9 protein-coding genes are annotated in these 20,465 nt (G+C 56.6%); 4 read left to right on the forward strand and 5 right to left on the reverse strand.

Annotated features, from left to right (window positions below):
- Nucleotides 1–267: 267 nt before the first annotated feature.
- A complete protein-coding gene (locus tag SH580_RS06795; RefSeq protein WP_319834260.1) occupies nucleotides 268–1,677 on the forward strand; it encodes a GH39 family glycosyl hydrolase in 1,410 nt (469 codons plus the stop codon).
- Between the two features lie 39 nt (nucleotides 1,678–1,716).
- Here the strand turns inward: SH580_RS06795 and SH580_RS06800 are convergent, their stop codons facing one another.
- The 3 genes from SH580_RS06800 to SH580_RS06810 all read right to left on the reverse strand — a co-directional run bounded on the left by SH580_RS06800 (nucleotide 1,717) and on the right by SH580_RS06810 (nucleotide 6,056).
- On the reverse strand, nucleotides 1,717–3,891 hold the full coding sequence (locus tag SH580_RS06800; RefSeq protein WP_319834261.1) for a glycosyl hydrolase family 95 catalytic domain-containing protein: 2,175 nt from the start codon (nucleotides 3,889–3,891) through the stop codon (nucleotides 1,717–1,719).
- 42 nt (nucleotides 3,892–3,933) lie between these two features.
- Nucleotides 3,934–4,734: a hypothetical protein gene (locus SH580_RS06805; protein WP_319834262.1), complete on the reverse strand. Its 801-nt coding sequence runs from the start codon at nucleotides 4,732–4,734 to the stop codon at nucleotides 3,934–3,936.
- A 245-nt stretch (nucleotides 4,735–4,979) separates the two neighbouring features.
- Nucleotides 4,980–6,056: a LacI family DNA-binding transcriptional regulator gene (locus SH580_RS06810; RefSeq protein WP_319834263.1), complete on the reverse strand. Its 1,077-nt coding sequence runs from the start codon at nucleotides 6,054–6,056 to the stop codon at nucleotides 4,980–4,982.
- Between the two features lie 180 nt (nucleotides 6,057–6,236).
- Here SH580_RS06810 and SH580_RS06815 point away from each other — a divergent pair, with 180 nt between their 5' ends.
- The 3 genes from SH580_RS06815 (at nucleotide 6,237) to SH580_RS06825 (ending at nucleotide 19,475) form a co-directional block, all read left to right on the forward strand.
- Nucleotides 6,237–14,585, forward strand: coding sequence for an alpha-amylase family glycosyl hydrolase (locus tag SH580_RS06815; RefSeq protein WP_319834264.1), 8,349 nt, complete (start codon nucleotides 6,237–6,239; stop codon nucleotides 14,583–14,585).
- 12 nt (nucleotides 14,586–14,597) lie between these two features.
- Nucleotides 14,598–17,600 (forward strand): alpha-amylase family protein, encoded by a 3,003-nt coding sequence (locus SH580_RS06820; protein ID WP_319834265.1) that lies wholly within the window; start codon nucleotides 14,598–14,600, stop codon nucleotides 17,598–17,600.
- Nucleotides 17,601–17,738: 138 nt separating this feature from the next.
- Nucleotides 17,739–19,475 (forward strand): glycoside hydrolase family 13 protein, encoded by a 1,737-nt coding sequence (locus tag SH580_RS06825; protein WP_319834266.1) that lies wholly within the window; start codon nucleotides 17,739–17,741, stop codon nucleotides 19,473–19,475.
- 97 nt (nucleotides 19,476–19,572) lie between these two features.
- Here SH580_RS06825 and SH580_RS06830 read toward each other — a convergent pair whose 3' ends face one another.
- Together SH580_RS06830 and SH580_RS06835 are read right to left on the reverse strand one after the other, a co-directional pair.
- Nucleotides 19,573–20,145 (reverse strand): hypothetical protein, encoded by a 573-nt coding sequence (locus SH580_RS06830; RefSeq protein ID WP_319834267.1) that lies wholly within the window; start codon nucleotides 20,143–20,145, stop codon nucleotides 19,573–19,575.
- A 7-nt stretch (nucleotides 20,146–20,152) separates the two neighbouring features.
- Nucleotides 20,153–20,428, reverse strand: coding sequence for a hypothetical protein (locus tag SH580_RS06835; RefSeq protein WP_319834268.1), 276 nt, complete (start codon nucleotides 20,426–20,428; stop codon nucleotides 20,153–20,155).
- Nucleotides 20,429–20,465 lie beyond the last annotated feature (37 nt).

Genomic DNA, 20,465 nt, shown 5'->3' on the forward strand with positions numbered 1-20,465 from the left:
GGTCAATTGAGTGAATGGGGTGAAACAATGTCTGTATGATCTCACATCACGACTCTCTGCGAGCCACAATCTAATTACGAAAACAGAATTAACTTTTTTTGATCATTATAAAGCAAAAGGAGCTTCATACATACGATTTACAACATAGTGATATAGCCCGTATCGTCACACGACAAGAAAAAGAATTCATCGTTGAATAAAGTTATTGTGCTAGGCTGGGAACTTAGCTTAATTTTCCAGCTCAATCGTCCAAGCGCCCCCTAAATCATGAGTAAGATGACTGTCAAAGATTTTGGTTTTCCCTACCTCGGAAAACTCACACCGCCTCAAGCCACTAAAATAAGTTCCTCACGCCTGGGAGTCGGCTTTGAAACACTCGACCGTGACATGTGGGACGTCGCTCCGGCCTGGCCTGTATTGAATGAGTTGGGCGTCAAATGGGCACGGGTGCAGACAGGCTGGGCCAAGACAGAAAAAGTCTCAGGTGTCTACGATTTCGCGTGGTTGGACGAGATCGTGGATCAGCTGCTAGAGCGCGGCGTGCAACCGTGGCTCAGCGTCAGTTACGGCAACCCACTCTACACACCAACGGCCACAGCGGATGGCACCGGATTTCCTCCCGTCTACACAGAAGCTGAGCGTCAAGGCTGGGCCGCCTATGTCAGAGCCCTAACCCGCCACTACCGCACACGCATCCAGCACTACGAAATCTGGAACGAGCCCGATGCTGGATTTTTTAAACCCAAATCGGATGCCGCGCTCTACGTCGAGCTAGTCAAAGCGACTAGCTTGGCCATACGTGCCGAGCATCCCAACGCGTACATAATCGGTGGTGCATTAGGTGTAGCCATGCACCCCGGCGGACTTGAATTCACGCAGAAGTGCCTCGAACACGGCATGGCCGAAATGATCGATGCAATCAGTTATCACGGCTACAAGTTTCTGCCGGAACAATACGCCGATCAAGAATTCCCAGCCTACCTGCGCCTGATTCGCAGCTACAAGCCCGACATCGCCTATTGGCAAGGGGAAACGGGCTGTCCCTCAAAAGTGCCAGCGGGTAACGGACAAGCGCTTGCAGAAATGACCGTGAGCGAAGAGATTCAAGCGCGCTGGTTGACACGCCGCATCTTAGTCGAGCTTGGGTTCGATGCCGCGATTGTGAGTTATTTCAACATGGGGGACTTCACCAAGTATCTATTCGGTGGCGAACTTGGCTACACCTCGCACTATGGCCTGATCCGAATGGAAGACGGCTTACCCAAACCCGCCTACTACGCCTTACAAAGTCTGGCTGCGCTACTGCACGATCCACTGGAGGTCGCCAAGGGGCGCACCTCCTTCCGCCTTCAAACCGGAGATGACACCAATCCAATCACTCGCGAACAAGCAGCCGCCGCCTATCAAGTCAACCTCGTCCGCGGCAACGTACCCGTACACGCCTGGTGGCTACGTGAACTGGTAGAAAGTGACTGCAAATGGCAAAGTATCACCTTCTACTACTGGCTTGATCAGGCCCTTAAGCTGCCCAATCCTGTCTTAATCGATCCGATCGCTCAGGACGTATACCAACTGGAATTAAAGCGTAACTACAACATGAATGAATTCGCCAATTTACCCATTTCAAATTCACCGATGTTGCTGACTGATCGCTCTATCGTATCCTACCAAAGCTAAGATAGGTAAGAAACAGAAGCGCCGATGGGGCGCGAGCTCTCAGCTCGAAGCGTGGCCAGCAAGTAACTCGACCACCTCACCCGCGGCAAGTGTTTGCTCAATGATTGGACCACGTGGATCTTCAGGCCAGAGATTAGCGACTCGACAGATACCCGCTCGCGATGCAGTGATCCGCACCCATTCGACTCCACTTGGACCACGACGAGCACTCAGACGAAAGCCTCCTTCGACGTGTATATTCTCAAACGCGCATGTGCGCCATGCAGCGGGTACACCTTGGAAGAGATGCAACACCCCACGGCGCGAGTGCACCATGGCGTCAAGTACGGCTGTCGTCGCACACATCCCGGCATCCATTTGCATCTTCTCATCTAGAACATCGGACTTCACTGCCTCAGCGGTGCTCAAGTTCGAATTGGAAAACTGCGGATCATGCAAGGTGCCTTGCCCTTCATTGGTATAAATCGAAGACCAGTAATGCATCTGAGCGACAGCAACTTCAGGATTCCCCGCGCGATGATGCAGCATCGCTGCCCACGGAATACACCAGCCACTCCAATGTCCCATGCCCAACCGGTGCCACTGCCGAATGGATCGCTCCAAAATCGGCCTCCACTTCAGATCCTCAAAATCAAAAACATCAAACGGACACATTCCTGCTAAATGCGAATGATGCCGATGACTCTCCTCCAAAGCTAAGCCTTCCCACAGCGCCACCACGTCCCCGCCCTTTGCCGGTTCAGTCGCCACGGTTGCCAGCGGTAATTGCTCACGGATTTCTTGCCAGATAGGTGCAGGCGTCTCTTGCAAGACGTCAGCCGCAGTCTGCAGCGACTCCGCCAAGCTATGACACGCTGCAAGTTGGAAGCTGGCATCTCTACCCCAGGCATTCATCGCCGCTCCACGGTATTCAGGAGAGACACTCAAGGCCATGCTAAAGGAACCATCCCCGCGACGCTCTAGCATCGCCTCATAAACACGCATGGCTCCCTTCATGAATGGAAATGCGGTTTCACGCAAAAAGGCCTCGTCCCCCGAATAAACCCAATAATCAAACATCATCCGAGCCACCCATGCCGTGCATGCATGATCCACTGTCCCAGTCCAGAAAGCCCCGATAATACCACAGTGATCATCCACCGCATGTGGCAGCAAATAGCCATCATCGATGCCGACAAACAGACGCGCATTTTCACGCAAGATCGGCAACCAGCCCTCAATCATTCGAAAGAGTGGCAACAGGTGCTCAAACAATCCCGCTCGATAAGCAGGCCAATAGCACATTTGTACATTGATGTTGAAGTGATAATCACTCGACCACGGAGGCATCTGATAGTCTTCAATCCACGGCCCTTGTAAAGTCGCCGCAACACCACTGGGTTTAGTGAGCCCTGCAAATTTATATAGACCATAGTTCAATAAGAACTCGTAAGACTTGTCCGGAACTTCAATCGTCGGCACCCGTGCCCAATAAGCGTCCCACCATTGAGCATTCGCCTCACATGAGGCGGAAGACAAGACCTCGACGAGGTCTTCGGAAAGAGTCGCAGCGAGTTTCAAGCCCGCTCCGTCGAATGCATCCACCCACCCTACCGAAACTGTTTCATCAATAGGCGTCCGCTGCATCCATCCATCTGCGCCATGGGGCAGCGCTTCTGGGGGCGGGAAGGAAATCTCTCGCAAATAGTCACCGACAGACTCCCAAGCGGGACGTGCACTCGCCTCAGGAAGCTTGAGACCATCTACACTTTTAATCTCTAATAAGGGCGCGTCCAAGCAAAGCTCAAGTGTCACACGTGCCAGCTGACCTGCAGTATTTTGCAACTGTACAGTCGCAACCGCCGAACAAAAATCCAAGTCCACCTGCATGAGCGACCATTCAGCAGGAAAGATGAATTCCACCCGTCCAATTGGCAGCACTGAAGAGCGAGCGGGGTCGCCAGGATTGGCGGGTGCTTCTGAAAAAATCTCCCGAATCGCCGACTCGTCCCCTGCCACCAGCAAGCTGTGCAAGTTCTGGTAGTTCATCTCAGGCTTCCAGGATTTCCCACCCCGATGATCCCAGAAATCAGCCCGGCTAATTGTCAGCTTTAGGCACTGCCCACTCCCCCAAACCAGCACGCCCATACGCCCATTCCCCAGAGGCACCCCCGCATGTGGACGTACCAAAGGAAACGGCCAAGTGTGGCCTTTATTGACGGAAACTTGCTCCATGATCCAAAATGCTCTTAACCACCTGATTAGAAGGCAATTGTATTAAGCACAGCGACGCCCCAAGCCCAAGGCCAAGACCCCCAGCCCGAACCATAATGCGGAATTTGGTTCGGGGATGACAGCAAGATTCAAATCACTCATACTAGTCCCCACACGAATTTCATCCTGATAATAATTCAAGCCAGCAGAGCCATGGACATCTGTCTTCACATCAACAGCCCCCCAATCTCCATAAATATGGCTCAGGCTTTGATCCCCTAGGATCGTACCTTGAGCGCTGCTCGTCAAACTAGCAATACTCGTGGCATCTGTTGGATTAAACCAAAAATCAAATGTCTCCTTACCCGCAAGTATCGAACTCGAGGCGAACTCATCCGTAACCGTCATCCGACCGACGATCAAAGCAGTCTCTCCGGTTCCTGTCTCGCCCGCCACACCATACTGCGTGCCAACATATCCAGCAGTGGAGCCATTAAAGACAAACTGATTATCCAATAGACCGAAGCTAAAATAGGTGCTATTTCCACCATCAAACTTCATCGAAATATAATTATAGTCACCACCTGCATTGTCTGTCATTGCAACAAGTGCCGCAAACCAATACTGCGTCGTGGAGCCTAAAGCGCTATCAGCACTAAATGTCGGCGCAACCACGACTGCAGAACTAACAAAATTCGAATTGTCGACCGAAAGCGAGCCCCCGGTCTCCCCCAGCATCCCTGCATGCTCTAAACCCGTAGACCGAACGTCCACTAAATCCGAAGTGACCGAGCCACTCGTCCACCCCTGCTGCCCGACGAGATCCCCCTCCACATATGGTGGCATAGAGAAAGAATCACTCATGAGCGTAGCGGCTGATGCGTTGCAACAAAGTAAAGCAAGAGAGAATAGGGACGAAGTATGCTGTTTCATTAGTTATTTTTGAGAAAAAGAAGGTTATGTGAAACGTACATCTCTCACTTATTTTCAATTAATTCAAGGTTGAATTAACGCATTGCGCATTTTAGCTACGCCCCTAACTTTACTTAGAGCCCAAGGAGGAAACATGCAGCCTGTCTTAAGCTAAAAACGCTCCCACGACATTCCCGTCACGTCTTTTTCTTTGAAACGTTTTTCTCGACGGGCTTTTGCAGCTTCACGCTGGGCCCGTCGATCCAAACACTCTCAATCTGCACGACTTTAGGAAATTCCTGCGAGCCAAACTCATTTTTCTGAAGCTGCCCCACCACTAAATCCACGCCTGCGCTACCAACGACACGATTGTTTTGACGCATACCCGCGATATTCGCGAGGGCATCGTGCCAGTCCAGATGCACCAGCCCCAGATCTTTGGGAATACGGATACCGTCATCCTGTAAAACACTATAAAATTCGGATTTATTTGTGATCACCACGTCGGGTCTTTGCTGGCGAATGGCCTGGAGCGCCGCATGTGGATCGTCGAGATCCAATGGCACGACGGGAATCTGATCCAGCACAGATAAATGACGAGCCGCACTGTAAAAACCTGCGCTAAATTTATCTTCCAACAAGGCATCATCATGGGGCGGCACCACCAGCATAGGGCGCTTATAGCCCAGTTCTAATACCTTTCCGGTGGCACGACGAGCAGTGAGATACTGATCATTGGAAGCGCAATTCAAACGGTTATTCAAATGTGTCACTCCAATTACCGCACAGGCAAAATCATACCAAAAATCCACATAACCACGGTCAATGGTATCCGGGCTGAGCGCCGCAATCAATATCAGGCCACGAATGCCGCGCGTCTCTACGATCTGTTTGAGTCGCTGCGGACGCATATCAGGCTGTTGCAACCAAAACTCTTCGATCCCATAGCCCAGGTCTTCAGCTCGTCGCAAGACACCTTCACGCAAGCGTCGAAAGGTATGATTCTTACTCAAATCACTAATTGGAGAGCAGTTGATCAAGCCAAGATTCGCCTGAAAAGTCGGCTGACGACCAGCACGCAGCTGTGTCATCAGCGAGTCCACCACCGGATTACGCCGATAGCCCATTTCTTCAGCAATCTGCTGTATGCGCAGACGCGTCGCCTCGGGGATACGGGGATCGTTACGCAGAGCGAGGGAAACAGCAGATTTACTGACTCCAGCAGCTTGGCCGATTTGCTGCATATTAGGGCGGCGCTCAGGGGAATGGGGCATTAAAACTATTAGATGGTAGTGTCTCTCTAATCACAATCAAAGCAGCTCGTCGACCGTTGAACAAGCTTTAATTACGTTTGTTTGACTGTCGAATCGTCGGACTACTTTCGCCAGAGACAAAATCACCTAGGCTGCCTGCCAATCATCCCCGAACGGTCTACTTCGTAGGCTCCCCACCCAATGCTTTTATCCCTAAAACCGCTCACAGCCACACTACGGCTGACTGCCCTGCTACTCATAACTCTAAGCGTCCGCACGACCCTAGGCGAGGCCATGCTCCAGTATTTCAACACGGACTGGGCAGAGATCACCCGCAAGATGCCGGAGCTGGCCGAAGCGGGCTACTCCTCGCTGTGGCTGCCGCCCCCCACTAAAGGCTCGGGCGGTCTTTCCGTCGGCTACGACCTGTGGGACCCCTTCGACCTGGGCAGCAAGAACCAGCGCAACACCGTGCGTACTCGCTACGGCACAGAAGCGGAGTTGCTGGAGCTGGTCAAAACCGCTCACCGTTTTGGCATCCGGGTCTATTTTGATAACATCATGAACCACCGGGCCTTTGACATCCCGGGCTACAATGAAGACACCCCGATCGACGTCTACCCTGGCATGGTGCCGGAAGATTTCCACCTACAGACCACCCAGGAGGGCTTTTACCGCAAGTGGAACAACACCCGCGACTGGAACAGCGCCTGGCAGGTGCAAAACCTCGGCCTCGCCGATTTGATCGACATCGCCCAGGAGCCCGGCACCACCAACTACAATTTTGGCCCCACCGAAGGCAGCACTTTTCCGAAGATCAAATTCATCCGCGACCCCGATCGCCCCGAGCAATACGCTTACGATAAAGACGACAACTACATCGGCTTCGGCGGCCTGCTCCCGCTCGCCGAAGGCCTGTTAAACACTGAGGGCAACCCCACTCCCAGCGAGGCCCAAATCAAAGCCCGAGCACAGCAATACCTACAAGACAACGCCGGCTACTACGAAGAGTATGTGCAAGACTACCTCAACCGCGCGGCTCGTTGGCTAATGGATCGCACCCATGCGGACGGCCTGCGCCTCGACGCGGTGAAACACGCGCAGGCGGATTTCTTCGGCGCGACCTTTGGCGAGGACAAAGACTCCAGCAACTACGGCTACCTGGGCCAAGTGCAGGTGCAGTATAATCTCACCCGCGGCTTCTCCGATTGGAACAACCACCGCGACACCGTCTTCGACACTGAAGCGCCCCGCGACGATGCCATGGTCTTTGGCGAACACCTCGGCGAGCCTCCAGGCTATAGCGACTACTTCAGTGCGGGTATGCGACTGGTCGACAATCCCCTCCGCACGGAATTCAACAGTCGTCTCGGTAGCCCTTGGAATGGTCTCAATGGTTTCGATAACTCCGGCGCAGGCGGCTTCGACCCCGCACTCACAGTCATGCACGCGCAGAGTCACGACAACGACTACGCCTCCCGCCGCGAGCTGCAACACGCCATGTATTTCACCCGCGCCGGACTCGGCCTGCTCTACACTGATGGCAACTACCAAGCCGAAACCCTCGGCGAATCCGGCGGCGCCTTCCCTCGTCACGCCAACACCTCCTTCCTCGGCCAATGGGATGACTCTCGCGTGCCCAACATCCTCTACATCCACGAGCAATTCGCCCGTGGCTACCAACTCGGCAAATACTCCGACAGCGATGTCGTTGTTTACGAGCGCATGGATAAACGCGAAAACGGCAGCATGAGCGATGCCGACGGCGTCACCATGCTCTTTATGCTCAACGACGATTACTCGTCAGGCCACGGCGTCAATTTCGGCACCAGTTTTCCCGCTACCCCCGGCGGCAACGATGCTTACCTGTATAACTACTCCAGCTACTACGGCGGCCCTTTCTACACTTACGCGTCCAACATCGTGAATGGCTCCACCATCGTCCCCGCCGGCGGCTACTTCGTATTTGGTTGGAAAAACCCCGATCCTTCTAGCCTGTGGGCCAACTCCGGCGGCCGCCCGCTCACCATCTATCAAGGCGGCGTCGAAGTCGGCACCGTTGATGTGCTGCGCAAAGACGGCCCCAACGGCGATGCCGATTTCCACGGCGACACACTGCCGAGTTCCAGCCAACCAATCATCAGCAATCTCGAAAACAACGACTTCGCCTACACCGCCACCGTGCCCCGCATCACCGACGGCACACAGGTGCGCTTCGTCGCTCGCGTTGATGGCTCCGCCGAAAACATCCTGCTCAAACTCGACGGCGGCATCGACCTCAACGACACCAACCACGCCGGCGGCGACCCGCGCGACAATCCTCCCGCACTCGCGACCGACACCTTCCTCGGCTACGAACAAGCCACTTTTGTCGACCGCATCGGCCCCGAAAAATTCGCCGCCACGGACACCGCACGTTGCATCTTCGGCTCTGCTGGCGCGGAGACCTTCACCGCGGGCGCAGCAACCGCAAACGGCTTTGGCGACAACCCACAAGAGACGGCCGCCGCGACCTTCGTCTTTCACGATCCCACGGCCGGATTCGACAGTTGGACACCGGACGACGGCGCGCTCGCCACAGCCACCCAGCTCGACCAGACCGGCAGCTCCACCATCATTTGGGTAAAGACCAACAGCGTCGGCGCAGGCTTCAAAGCTTACGTTTATTACACCACCGATGGCAGTGCCCCCGAAGGCGCGGGCGCATGGGGCCGCGGCACCACTCAAGTCGCCGAAGCCTTCTACGTCGTGCCCAACACCGAGGACGGCGACAACTGGTGGCGCGCCGAAATCAACCCCACTCCCGCGGGCACTTTAAAATATAAGATCAGTGTTTATAAAACATTCCAGCCGAGCGTGTTCCCCAGCGGCGCGGCCGAAGTCGCCCTCAAGACGAAGATGATGACCACCTTCCAAACCTCCGAGCGCGACCTCACCACCGTCACCGTGCGTCCACACAACGACTACGGCGTCAGCGAAACCGGCCTCGAAGAAGGCATGCACATGATCGCCGCACGCACCTTCCTCGATCGCCCCGGCAAAGCCTCCATTTACAACACCTTCAAGCAAACCTTCTACTACGATGCCGAACGCCCACAAGGCGAAGTGCGCTTCCCTGAAAACAACGGCGACACCATCGGCGGCTCCAGTTACGGTATCGTCGTCCGCACCGATGCCACCGTCAAAGAAGTTTGGTATCGTATCGAAGATTCGGATACGACCAACGACGACATCAACACCGGCGGCAGTAATGGCAACGGCGTCGGCTTCGAGCCCTTCACCGACACCAATCAAAACGGCACCCGCGACGCTGGCGAAAGCTACGACGACCTCAACGGCAACGAACAGTGGGATAACAACGTCGCCGAAATCTGGGCGCTCGCCTCCGAGCAAACACCCAGCCTCAACATCACCCCCGGCGATCCTGCCTATCGTAAAGAGTGGCGCTTCAACTACGTCAACGTACCCGCCACCGGCAGCGCCGACATCAAAGTGCGCTTCCGCGAACTCTCCTCTAGCAATTACGAAGACTTTGCGCTCAGCGACGAAGCTGGCCACTTCACCACACTCACACGCACCGTCAACACCGCCGGCCCCGACGAACGTATGTTCATCGCCTTCCCCGCGCAGAATCGCCAGATCGTAGACGATAACTACGTGATGAAGGTTTACTTCACCAAATCACTGGCCGATGGCTTAACCGAACAGCAACTCATCGATCGCTTCTTGATTAACATCGGCTCGACCGAAGAGAACGACGCCGGTGAATCACAAAGCCGCGACGACTACTCGATCGTTTATAACGAGACCAGCGAATACCACGCGCTGGCCTATCAATTGCCCAATCTCTATAACGACATCAACGACTACGATCACAAGATCACCGTCACCCACGACCGCCCCACGCCCGCCACCGACTTCGAGTCGACCCGCATCGTGCGCGCGCTCCCCGTCACCACGCCACGCGTGCTGATCGTCAACCCACCGGAACTCGGCTCAGACAGCCGCCCTTACGAAATCATCCTGCCCGACGTGCCCGCCCCCACTGCCGACCAGCGCGAGTTTACCATACAAATCGCCACCAATCTGGATGCGACCAACGTGGCACTCAACTTCGTCGATTTGAAAGGCTCCAGCATCGGCACACCGACCAGCGTAGTCTCGGGCAACAGCAAACTCTGGGACTTCACCTGGTCCGCCATCGCCGAGGGCAGCTACCGCTTCACCGCCACCGTCACCGCTCCAGGTGGCACCGGCACCGCCGATCGCAACACCAAGGTCATCTTCCGCGAGCTGGTCGAGGAAGACCCCAACAACACCGACGATGATAACGACGGCCTGCTCGATGCCGATGAAAACACCGCTCAGCTCTTGCCCATCGTCAATTCGGATCAATGGACCAACGGCGACATTCACGCTTATTTCGCATTCGGCAGTTCCAATCCCTTCTCGCCCGACACCGACGGCGACGGCCTGCCCGACGGGCTCGAAGTCGGCTGGCGCAATGCCCTCAACGCCGACACCGACGCAGCCGCCGACACCGACGGTGACGGCTTCAAAAACTTTATCGGCGACCTCGACCCGCCCTTTTACAACACGGTCGACAACTATGGCAATGTGCCCAACGTCGACAGCATCAGCGCAGGCGGCGACCGCACACGCCAGTCCGCCGGCAGTGTCACCGATCCCACCAATCCCGACTCCGATTACGACGGCATTTCCGACGGGGTCGAAGACGCCAACCGCAACGGCTGGGTCGATGGCGATGGTGCCATCATCCCCGTCGACTATAATCCATGGGCAGGACGCGACTGGCCAGACGGCGTCAGACAGCCCAGCGAAACCTGGACCGAAACCGATCCCAACAACGCCGACACGGACGGCGATGGTGCCAGCGACGGCTATGGCGAAGACAGCAACTTCGATGGCGTCATCGCAGGCGACAGCAACAATGATCGCGTCTACGATGCAGGTGAAGCATGGTCCGAAACCGATCCTCTCAATCGCGACACCGACGGTGACGGACTCCCCGATGGCTGGGAAATCAACAACGGCCTCGACCCGCTCGATAACGGCACCGATTCACTGCGCACCGCCGCAGTCGACGATGGCGACACCAACCAAGGCGCCACCGGCGACCCCGATGGCGACAGCTTCAGCAATGCCACCGAATTGGTGAACGGCACACGCCCGCTGGAAGACGATAACGTGCCACCGCCCCCCGCCAACTCGATCATCATCGGCCCCGGCGCAGACGACTCCGTCGGTAGCGTGAGCAACCTCAACGAATTCACCGATTGGACCATCGACGACCTGCTCGCTCTCGACGAATACGATGGCAACGGCGGCAACAACCAGGGCTCCGATATCTATAAAGCCTACGACGGCTTCGATGAATCACGCGACATCGTGGCCTTCTACTTCCGCGACGGCGGAGCGGACGGCAAACTCTACTTCCGATTCGACTTCCAAGACCTCAAAGCCTTTGCAGAGGAAGGCAATCTCGATGCCTACATCGTCATCGACACCGGCAACACAGCCGTCGGCGAGTCCGCCCTACCCGAAGAAGTCGACACTCGCACCAACATGAAATGGGAGGCCGTCGTCGCGATCTACAATGCCGACAACGGCGCCGTTTACATCGACACCGACTCCGGCAGCAACACCACCGCCATCGGCGAGGACCTCTTCAGCAAGGGCGTCGTGCGCCGCACCCAAGCCGATGCCAACGGTTTCAAACAAGCCTACTTCAATTCCCAATTGGACGCGATGGAAGCCTCTATCAGTCGCCAAGCCTTGCTCGACGCAGGTTGGAATGGCAATGCCGACAACCTAAACTTCCAAGTCTACACCACCCGCGACGGCATCGACAACTCAGGCCCTGGCCTCGGTGATATCGGTGGCCGCAGCGACGTGCGCGACTCCATCCGCAACGACTACATCGCGTCTTCTTATTATAAAGATCAAAGCAATCTCAGCGGCGACAAGAGCATCCTCTACAGTTGGTTCAGCCGCACAGGCGACAACGACCGTGGCAAACGCGCCAAGGTCGCGCTCATCACACATGGCAATCAAGCCATCCGCTCCGCCAACGAAATGCACGACCGCATCCACGACGATGCCAGCACCGATCCCGCGGGCTACTTCCGCTTAGTCGATGCGCACGATGCCTTTGCTGCCGCGGTCAATTTGCACATCACACCAACCCTCGCCTCGGCACTGCAATGGGCCGCCGTCGATCCAAGCATCGGCAAAGCTTACCGCGACGGCCCGACGCTCAACGCGCGCATTAGCAGCCTCCTTCTCTCGGGAGAAGCCATGCTCTTTGGCACCACCTTTGCCGACCAAGTCGTGCCCTTCGCCACCACCGCATTCACGCAGGACAGTGTCAACTTATCCAACACCGTGCTCACCGAGATCTACAGCGCAGCGCCTTCCAGCACAACCTTCTGGCCCGCCGAGCGCGTGGTCGACGACGGCGTGCTCGCCACCATCCAATCAATGGGCTACAGCCACACTGTGGTGGATCAAATGCGCCACTTCTTCAAATGGTTTGGCCGCACGCAAACTCTCGGACAAGCGGGCTACCAGATCAACGAAGTCAACAACGTCGGCCTCTTCCCAATCCACGACTTCGCCAGCACCTTCCTTTTCCAAAACCAGGATCTCGGGCTCAACATCTCCCTGCGCGAACTACTCGGTCGTCGCGCCCGCAGCGGCACCCAAGATCAAGTGCTCAGCCTGCTCAGCGATTGGGAAGACTTCCGTAGCGCCGCCAACGCCGAGGCCTACGATCTGAACCTGCGCTGGATCGCCAACCGCCCGTGGATCGAACTCGTCACACTCGACGATGTCGCGCACGGCGATATCGACCTCTCGCAGCCGGCCGATGGCAGCGGCGACACATGGAGCACCGTCGACCGCGGCACCGGCCAAAGCCTGCAACGCACCGCTAAGGACTTTATCGACCACGCCACCCAAGAGAACTACGGCAACTGGTATAATGGCCAGTCCGGCCGCGAAGAAGGTCTCGCGGGTAAGACCTTTGAAGTGCGCCCGGGCGTGAACGTGCCCGCCGCCTTCGGCGAAGTAGGCGTCAGCGGTATCGCCGACGATGCCTGGGGCGACGTCGCCGCCATCAGCAACAGCAGCACCAGCCAATTGGGCCGCTCCGTCGCGCACGCGGCCATGTTTGTGACTGCCTTCCATGAGCAGCAGAACAATAACCTTAGCAAGTTCTCCACCGGCACTTACATCTATCCCGACACCGACTTCAACAACCTGGCCGAGTTCTCCAAACTGGCACAGTCGCAGTTGCGCTTTGCCGCCCTCTACCAACGAGTCGATGCCTGGGCCGCCGCCGCACCCGTCATCGCACAAACCAGCGCTGAAGACATCGACCTCGACGGCGAAGATGAATACCTGCTCTACAACGAAACCGCCTTCGCCGTCTTCGAAGCCATCGGCGGACGCTGCGTGGCCGCCTTTGCGCGCAACCCCGCCAGCGGCACCGTCTATCAAATCATCGGCACTCAGCCAAGCTACGCCGGCAACGAAACCGAAGAAGAAGGCACCGCCAATGTGGACGGCAGCAGCATCGGCGCACGCCGCACCTCCGCGTTTAAGGACTGGTATGCCGACGGCTCCGGCGGGGGCACCACCCAATACGTGAACAGCCTCTACACTGTCGCCGCCAGTGGCAGCAATGGTTGGACGTTTACCGCGCCCGGTAGCCACATCATAAAGACCATCACGCTCGACGACGTGCTCCCCGACCTGCAAGCCAACTACACCCTCAGCGGCACCAATGTCGACAAGCTCTACGTGCGTCACGGTCTCTCGCCCAATCTCTGGAACCTGATCAGCCGCGGTCAATACGACCTCGACAATCTCAGCGTATCCACCGGCCGGATACGCCTCGCCAACCGTGGCGGTGCCGAGCCCGTCGTCGCTGAAGTCACCTACGATGCCAACACAGTCTTCAACGGCGACGCGGTCGACGACCAACCCGGCACCCTCGAATGGGATTCGCCCAACATGCGCAACCAAGCACTGACGCAACAAGTCGAGTTCACCAACGTCGACGGTCAGAACAGCTTTTCGATGACCTTGAGCCTCGAAAGCGGCATGACGGATAACGACGGCGACGACCTGCCCAACTGGTGGGAGCTGGACAACGGCCTCGATCCCGACGACGCCACTGGCAGCAACGGAAAAACCGGCAACGACGACGGCGACGCCTTCACCAACTTCGAAGAATACGTGCTCGGGCTCGACCTCACAGAGGCGGAGTTCAACGGTCTACCGCAGGGCCTGATTGAAACAAACGAGAGCGGCCACTTCACTGTGACCTTCCCCGTTCTCGCGGGCCGCAGCTACCGCGTCTGGTATGTCGATGATTTGACACAAACTTGGCAACCCGCCGGCGGCCGCTTCTCCATCACCGAGGACGCCCCCGCCTACACATGGACCGACGACGGCTCCGCCACCACTCCCGATCCCGCGACAGTCGACAATCGTTTCTTCAAGATCGAGATCACCCGACCTTAGCACCCCCCTCACATGAAAGCCCCACTCACCACCACAGCACTCTTCCTTAGCGCCTCTAGTCTCGCGCAGGCCGCTGGCTATCTCGAAGTCAATGCACCCGGTTACGATTTTCGCAGTGCGGAATACACCACCACCCACGTCTTCGTCGACGAAATCGTGGGCACCTCGGTGGACATCGAGATTCTTTATAACTTGGCAGGGTTTTCAAATATCACCGACGTCGAAGTCTTTACCAATGTAAACCGCCGCGACCTCGCTCGCATTGATAAAGACAGCGACGGCTATGCCGACGGCATCCAGCCAATCGACGGCAACAGCATCACCGATTCGCCTGCAGATGTTGATCCCAGCACCGGCCATTACTACGCCCCACTCAACATGACGGACGGCGACAGTAACAACATTTGGGAGTTAACCATCCCAGCCTCCAAGACTGGAGCCTACCGCCTGACCGCTCGTTTCAAAACATCCGACGCCATTGCGGAAAACAACTACGATCCCAACAACTGGATTTGGTATGGCCTGCGCGATCACGCCGTGGTCGTCTCGCCAGTCGATGCGCGAGAAGTGCGTCTTTACGAGATCAATGTTTTCAATATCGAAGCCTCTGGCGACACCTTCGAAACACGTTCCACCTTTGAAGATCTGCACAATGCCGCCGGCGCCGCGCACAACGCCAGTAATCGCTGGGATCTCAGCTACCTGAAAAACCTCGGCATGAACTGGCTCTGGTTCCAACCGATCCACCCCAACGGCATCGACGGCCGCGAGCCCAATGATGGCTGGGGCGGCAGCGGCGATCCCTATGACCCCGGCAGCCCTTACGCCGTAAAGAACTTCTTCGAAGTGAACGAGCTGATGACGATCAACTACAACGGCGCCAATACCATCGCACAAAACCGCGCCGCCTCGATGACTGCCTTTCAAAACTTCGTCGCCGCCGCCGACACCGAAGAAGTCGGCATCATGCTCGACGCGCCCTTTAATCACACGGCCTTCGATGTCGAGCTCGCGCAAATCGGCGTCGATTTGTTTGAGCGTTCAGGCGAAACCTGGGCACCCACCGATGAGATTCGTAATCGCGACGCACGCTTCTTCTCCGCCGATGGTAACTACGGCAACCGCGCAACCGGCGCGGGAAACATCGCCGCCGGCCCCGACCGTTTTGACTTTGGCAAATGGAACGACGTCAAAGATGTGTTCTTCGGTCGCTACGATTCGCTCGTCGAATACGACTCAGAACCGGAACGCTCCAGCTATAACAGCGAAGGCGATTGGTTCGACTTCACCGACAGCGACTGGACAAACGACGACGATACAGTGGCCCCAGGTCTGCAAAATGTCACCCGCCGCGTCTGGGATTACTTTGCTGAATATGCAGTCTTCTGGCTCGATCAAACCGGCTACGTCGACGGCACCCCAAAGATCGAAGCCAACCGCCACCTCGGCATCGACGGCCTGCGTTGCGACTTTGGCCAAGGCCTCCCTCCCCGCGCCTGGGAATATATGATCAACGTCGCCCGCACCCGCAAATGGAACTTCGTGATGATGTCCGAATCCCTCGACGGTGGCGCGGTGACTTACCGTTCCAATCGACACTTCGACATTCTCAACGAGAACATCACCTTCTCGCTCAACTCTGCGAGCGATAAGGCCAGCTACCGCTCCATTTTCGATGATCGTCGCAACGCCTACGGCCAAGGCCTCGTGCTGCTCAACAACACCTCGCACGACGAAGCCACCCCCAGCGACCCATGGGAATCCGTCGTACGCACCGCAGCCGTCGGCATGATGGATGGCACCAGCATGATCTTTCCCGGCCAAGAGCTCGGCATCGCCGGCACCTTCGGTTACAGCCACTACGAAAACAATTTTGGCAAAGACATTCCACATTTCAAACGCTGGAACTCTATGATGCCGATCTGGAACGATGGCAACTTCGGCAACGATCAACTCTACCCGGTCTATTCCGGCATTCAAACCGCACGTAAAAATAGCCCCGCACTCACCAGTTCCAATCGTTGGTTCCTCGACGGTGACGGCAACAACACCAAGATCTTTGCAGCTGCCAAATACGAAACAGCCAACGCCTCGCCCGCCAGTAGCGATGTCGTGCTCGGCTTCGTCAACGTCGATCGCAACAACGCTCAAAGTGATAACTTTAAAATTCCTGAAAGTCTCGCTCCCCTGCTCGGCTTACAAGATGGACGCACCTATAACGTCAAAAATATCGCCGCCTACTTAAACGACTCCATCGGCATGAGCGGACGCCGTGACACCTGGCTCTGGGGCAGCGGCATCACCGGCGCCGACCTCAAGGACAGCGGTTTCTTCGTCAGCCTCAACAAAGTGCCGACCACCGATGGCGACTGGAGCAGTGCTCCTTACGAAGCGCAATACCTCAAAGTTTACGACGTCACCGCACCGACAACGATGCCGGCCACTCCGGACATGCCGAATAATTACGCCTACGAAATCGGCACCGAGGCCACCTTCGACTGGGAAGACGTGGCTCCGGATTCGGCAGGCATTGTGCCCGACTACGAAGTCACCGTGATTATCAACAGCGGCGATCCCACCACCTACATCACCTCTGAAAGCGAATACACCGTCAGCGCCTCTGAGGGTCAGCAAGTCTCCATCTCGGTCCGAGCGGTCAATCCAAACGCCACCGAAAACAAAGGCCCCACCAGTTCGCAGAGCCAGTTCGTCAAACTGCTTTCCGCAAACGGCGACGAAGACCACGACGGCCTCTCCAATGCCAACGAAAAAATCGCAGGCACCAACCCGCTGGATAATAGTTCGAGATTCGTCATCGGCGACCAGACAGTAGCAAGCAACGGCGACTTCACCCTCACCTGGGATCCAGTTGCCGGGAAGACGTACACCATTCAATCCCGCGTCGACTTAGTCGCAGGCGATTGGATCAACGACGCCACCGGCCAAAGCTCCGGCAGCTGGACCGACACCAACCCCGATCTAGAAAAGAAATTCTATCGCATCGTAGTGGAATAAAGCTTCAAACGTAGGGGCGCGACTTGTGAAGACCGCCGCAGCCCAGTCCTCCAAGCCATGCCTACGACGGCGCTTCACAAGTGAAGGCCCTACGATCCACCTCGTGTCCATCAATATTCGTGTTTATCTCAGAAGTCCGTGCTAAAAAAATTCACTCACCTCCTGCAATTATCCTCTTTCCTCGCTGCGTCATTAAACGTCACGCAGGCCGCCCCCGATTGGGCGAAGGACATAATCTGGTATCAAATCTTCCCGGAGCGCTTTAACAACGGTGATCCCAGCAACGATCCCACCCGTGCCTCACTGGACGACCCGCGCAATGTTTCGCCCAAGTGGGAAATCACCCCGTGGGATTCCGAATGGTTCGACCGCGCGGATTGGGAAAAGGAGATGAGCTATCATTTCCCCGATACCCTACAACACCGCCGTTATGGTGGCGACCTGCAAGGTGTCATCGACAAGCTCGACTACTTGAAAGAGCTCGGCATCACTGGCATTTATTTCAACCCGATCTTTTACGCCAACTCTCTGCATAAATACGACGGCAACAGCTTTCACCACATCGATCCGCACTTCGGCCCCGACCCCGCAGGTGACCTCGCACTGATCGCCGAAGAATCCAGCAATCCGCGCAGCTGGCAATGGACCGCCGCCGACAAGCTTTTCCTCAAGCTGCTAGCAGAAGCCAAAGCGCGCGGCATCCGTATCATCATCGACGGCGTCTGGAACCATACCGGGCGCGACTTCTTCGCCTTCGCCGACATTCGCACCACCTTTCAAAAGTCCCGCTACGCGCGCTGGTATCACATCAAAGAGTTCGACGATCCCCGCACCGCGCGCAACGAGTTCGACTACCACGGCTGGTATGGTTTCAAGAGCCTACCCGAATTTGCCAACGATCCCAGCGGCAACAACCTCGCCCCTGGCCCCAAGCGCTACATTTTCAACGCAACGAAGCGCTGGATGGACCCCAACAACGACGGCGATCCCAGCGACGGCATCGCCGGCTGGCGCCTCGACGTGGCCGAAGAAGTGCCAGCCGGATTTTGGAAGGAATGGCACGCCTACATCCGCGAGATCAACCCCGAGGTCTTCACCTCTGCCGAGATCTGGGGCAGCGCGGCGAACTATCTAAAAGACACCCACTTCGCCTCTGCCATGAATTACCGCGGCTTCGCCATCCCCGTCAAAGGCTGGCTGATCGACGGAAAAATTACCGCCAGTGAATTCGCCGCACGGCTCGACCAAGAGCGCAACAGCCACCAAGGCGACACCGCCTATATTCTGCAAAATCTAGTCGATTCGCACGACACCCAACGCGTCGCTTCCGCCATCGCCAACCGCGACAGTTTCCCCGAATACAAAAACGCCGACTGGTTCGACTACGACGACGGCGAACGCGTGCACGCCCGCACCCACGGCTACAACAACGGCCCCCCCGACGCCGATGGACGCCGTATCTGGAAAATGCTCACCCTCTGTCAAGCCACCTACGTCGGTGCGCCCATGATCTACTACGGCAGCGAAGTCGGCATGTGGGGCGCCGACGACCCCGAAGACCGCATGCCCACCTGGTGGCATCGCTTCGATCCAGAAATCCACGACAGCTATCAAAGCGCGTTCAAATTACGTCACGCCCAGCCCGCATTGCGCCGAGGAGATTTCAAAGTGCTCGAAACTCGCGACGGCAGCCAACTCTTCGCCTTCGAGCGCACCCTCGGCGACCAGCGCCTAGTGATCGTCCTCAATCGCGGCAAAGGCGATGTCACCCTCGACGGCGATTACCTCGACGGTTTAAAAGTCATCCACAGCACCGATCCCGCAGCCAACACCCGTCGCCTCCCCCCGCTCAGCGCCGCGGTGTTTGGCAAGTAGCGTCGTAGCAAGGTTGGCTCTGCCGCCTGGCCTCTGGGCAGCCACTCCTACGAAGCGGGCGCCCCATGCTTCGCTCTGCGAGCTACACAGTCTACACCTATTCAGTCGGTTTCCCCTTAAAACGCAGAACGTCTGCCTGTGCGGAAACAAACAAATCACTCCACGGTTGCACCGCTGCAATCGTAGCCGGTACGGCATCTATCTGAGTGTTCAACACGCCAATCACAGCAATGCTCTCTTTGCGATTAAACATTCGCAAGCGCAGTCCCAGCTCATCCAGCATAGGCTTGAGCTCGGTAACATCGACGCCTTGCGCCAAATAAATGCAAATCTGATCCGCCGCCATAAAACTGAATTCACCGCTCGCAACTGATTCGACCGCGCGCACATAAGGGTAGCTCTCCTCAAAGTTCAGCAGCCACACACGCTGTTCAGGCTGCTCCGCATTGGGCAAATAGCCGAAATCGATAATCTGGCCCTGATGAATCGCCGCAGGCATCGCACTCGGTAAAGGCTCCGCTCCAGCCGCCACCATCTCGGCATTATGCGCCACCCATGGATCCACTGCCGCTTCTTCCCTTTGCGTGCGCCGCGACAGCAGCATGGAAACAAGTAACATACCAATTAGGAAGCCGACGCCATAGACGATAATACGATCTGAAGTTTTCATAAAGCGTCTACTGTTCTGATTCCCCGTGTCGCTGCAAGTATTCCTTACGTGCCCGCATCACACAGAGCACAATCGCCAAGCCACCAGCCCAGACGCCTCCATAGGTCAATCCATTGGTAAAACCAAAGGCCGCCAAGAACCCGTAGTCCGGGCCATCCATGAAACAAAGCCCAAACAACAGATGCGAGAGCACCCCGAGCATGGCCCCTATAAAACAGATGATCAGCACAAAATAGAGCCAAGTCAGCAACCAGTGGAAAATTTGAAGTAAGATTCGAAGCATTATCCCCGAAACTTGGAAGCCTCCGCCTAAGCTGGCA

This window comes from Coraliomargarita algicola (assembly GCF_033878955.1).
Lineage (GTDB): Bacteria > Verrucomicrobiota > Verrucomicrobiia > Opitutales > Coraliomargaritaceae > Thalassobacterium > Thalassobacterium algicola.

Excerpts from the sequence above, each read along its gene's own strand:
- SH580_RS06810 (WP_319834263.1), bottom strand. The coding sequence starts at position 6,056 with ATGCCCCATTCCCCTGAGCGCCGCCCTAATATGCAGCAAATCGGCCAA.
- SH580_RS06800 (WP_319834261.1), bottom strand. The coding sequence starts at position 3,891 with ATGGAGCAAGTTTCCGTCAATAAAGGCCACACTTGGCCGTTTCCTTTG.
- SH580_RS06820 (WP_319834265.1), top strand. The coding sequence starts at position 14,598 with ATGAAAGCCCCACTCACCACCACAGCACTCTTCCTTAGCGCCTCTAGT.
- SH580_RS06805 (WP_319834262.1), bottom strand. The coding sequence starts at position 4,734 with ATGAGTGATTCTTTCTCTATGCCACCATATGTGGAGGGGGATCTCGTC.
- SH580_RS06830 (WP_319834267.1), bottom strand. The coding sequence starts at position 20,145 with ATGAAAACTTCAGATCGTATTATCGTCTATGGCGTCGGCTTCCTAATT.
- SH580_RS06795 (WP_319834260.1), top strand. The coding sequence starts at position 268 with ATGAGTAAGATGACTGTCAAAGATTTTGGTTTTCCCTACCTCGGAAAA.
- SH580_RS06815 (WP_319834264.1), top strand. The coding sequence starts at position 6,237 with ATGCTTTTATCCCTAAAACCGCTCACAGCCACACTACGGCTGACTGCC.
- SH580_RS06835 (WP_319834268.1), bottom strand. The coding sequence starts at position 20,428 with ATGCTTCGAATCTTACTTCAAATTTTCCACTGGTTGCTGACTTGGCTC.